The sequence below is a fragment of the Planctopirus hydrillae genome, from assembly GCF_001707835.1.
GTDB classification, from domain to species: Bacteria; Planctomycetota; Planctomycetia; order Planctomycetales; family Planctomycetaceae; genus Planctopirus; species Planctopirus hydrillae.
The window spans coordinates 1-2,293 of the sequence record NZ_LYDR01000023.1 but is presented as its reverse complement, the minus strand read 5'-3'; the positions used below and the strand labels follow the sequence as shown (position 1 = coordinate 2,293).

Here is a 2,293-nt window from a genome sequence, read left to right as displayed (position 1 = left end):
TGTGCCGTCAGCGGCATCACGGCCCCCGAGACCTGCTTCGTGGGCGATGAAGACGACATCACCATCACCGGCAACTGTCTGGATGGCGTCGGTTTCCCCGACATCCCCGGCTCCACAACTGTTTCCTCGACCGAGGAAAAGAACGCCGCAGGCCACATCGTGAAGATCACCCGCCGCGTCCAATGGACCACCCCCGGCGAACACACCCTCTCCGCCACCTGCGGCGAATCCCCCGCCGAAAAGAAAATCAAAGTCTATAAAGTCGATATCGAATGGAATGGCCAGATCGTCACGGGCGGCACTGTCCCCCGCATCGTCGGCCAACCCATCGCGCTGAAAGCCATCATCGAACCCGCACCACCCGCCGGAACCACCTACCGATGGACAGTTCCCGACAAGTGCATTGAAAAGTATGACATGCCCGATACTCTAAAGAGAAAAGATAACGAGAATCCTAACTTGGATGGCAATTGTGAAACTTTCGCGAGAATCACCAAACTTCCGGAAGTGCTTGTCGGTGCCAGCATCGGATTCTATACGTTTGGAGTTCCCAAGCCGTCAAATGTCACTTTGCTGGCCACGTTGGGCGGACGGTTGAAATCGGTCGTGACGACACTCAATGTTTCAACACCCACGGGAGACATCGCTTTCCGGTTTTCGGAGTACACTCCTGCGGCGGACGTCATCCGCATAGTCGGCAATGAGCTCATCTGCGGGCGAACCAACACGGCCAGTCCTGAGGAGGACTCGGCGGTACGCGTCGAAGGGACAATCCACACCACGCCGGGTGGTGCCGGTCGAATCGCCTTCATCCAGAGAATCGAAACCCGTCGAGCAGCTGGTGTGCCGTCGACTGGAAGTGACGGAACCCCCATTTGGAATCCACCTGTGTTGACGACCGAGGGGGCATATGTCCTCGATCGCAAACCCAAGAATATCAACAGTAGCGATGACATGGTTCCGCAGTTTCAGGCGAAGATCAAGGTGATCGGCGAGTCCGCCACAGAAACCATCGAAGTGCTCGACAGCCCATCGGTCTTTCTCAGTGGCGTGGCCACTGCGTTCGATATTCGAGAGTTTTTCGAGATGTTCCTAATGTACCAGCCGACCGGGGGCATCTGGGTCACGATTCACAAGGCCCGCTGGCGATGGTCCGCTGCGGGATCACGCGCGCCGGGGCAACCGTGGGTTTGGAGCCACCGCACTCCTCCAAGCGCAGTCAATTCGCCTGATGGGCCTAGCGAACAACTGCCAACATGGGAAACACGAATCCAGGACATTGCGGCGTAGCCACTGAAGGGGGTAACAAATGGCAAATGGACAAGACACAACTCGTGCACGCGGCGGAGCACTTTGCAGCCTAGTCACCCGTTGGATCATCCGCAGCATTCTGGTGTGTCTTGCGTTTGCCATCACTGTTCATCTTCACAGCCGCATCGTCCTCTGGAACTATATGCGGGAGTGTCAAGCGAATAACATCCTGGTGGCGTACCACAGTTCAAGCCTGCTTCCAAGCCACATTCGATCTAAAGGCCTTGACACTAGCTGGAGTCGAACGATCGTATTCTTCTTTGATTTGCGGCCTCGGCGACTGCTATTTATGGAACTGGTTGCGAACAGTAAGACGGATCTGGGAGAGTCAGTTGTTAACATAGTCGATGCTTATCCCTTCAAGTCTTCAGTAAATCACGTTGATATCGAACGTCTGAGCAATCCTGCTGTGACAATCAACGTCTTCCACCGCGTCCTGGAATGGCCGTCGCTTGAAAGAGCATCTCTGCAAGTGTCGAGCTGCTGGCAATGTCCCATTCGTTGCCAAGGAGCGGATTGTGTAGCGGTTCGTGGTCTGATCAGTGAAATGAAAAAATCGAGCGAGTCGTTCTCTGGTTGCGTTGACATTCGAGCGATATCACCGGAAGACTTACCGCCGGGCCGATTGAGAGAAATCTTGACGATCACCCAGCGAACACCTCATTTTAGCAGTACACTACCATTCTACCTCGAATGAAATAGCGAAGTCCGATCGCTGAAAGTACATATTGGCTTGGCGAAAGCTGGGTAAATCTGAGAGCGAAACAACTTCCCCACGTGACAGTCCTCGGAAATTATTGAGCCCAAGGACATGCGGCTAATCATCGGCGAATATTTTGAAGCTTCCTGATTTACCGGAGGTATCTGGGTCACACTTCGCAAATGCCAGTGGTTCTGGGATGTCAACGCACGTCGCTCCAATTCGGGAGAAGCTTGGAACTACACCTCCCGCCAGTGGCCAACCTCCCAGAACACGCTTATT

At 54.4% G+C, this 2,293-nt stretch carries 2 protein-coding genes; both read left to right on the top strand.

The window, feature by feature from the left end; translation table 11 throughout:
* Positions 1-1,290, top strand: a 1,290-nt coding sequence (locus tag A6X21_RS24510) for a hypothetical protein (protein WP_165603653.1), incomplete at its 5' end; no start/stop codon positions are given.
* A 19-nt stretch (positions 1,291-1,309) separates the two neighbouring features.
* Positions 1,310-2,008: a hypothetical protein gene (locus A6X21_RS24210; protein WP_131818137.1), complete on the top strand. Its 699-nt coding sequence runs from the start codon at positions 1,310-1,312 to the stop codon at positions 2,006-2,008.
* Positions 2,009-2,293: the final 285 nt, after the last annotated feature.

Bases quoted from the DNA above. Each gene is read 5' to 3' on its own strand.
- A6X21_RS24210 (WP_131818137.1), top strand. From the start codon at position 1,310: ATGGCAAATGGACAAGACACAACTCGTGCACGCGGCGGAGCACTTTGC.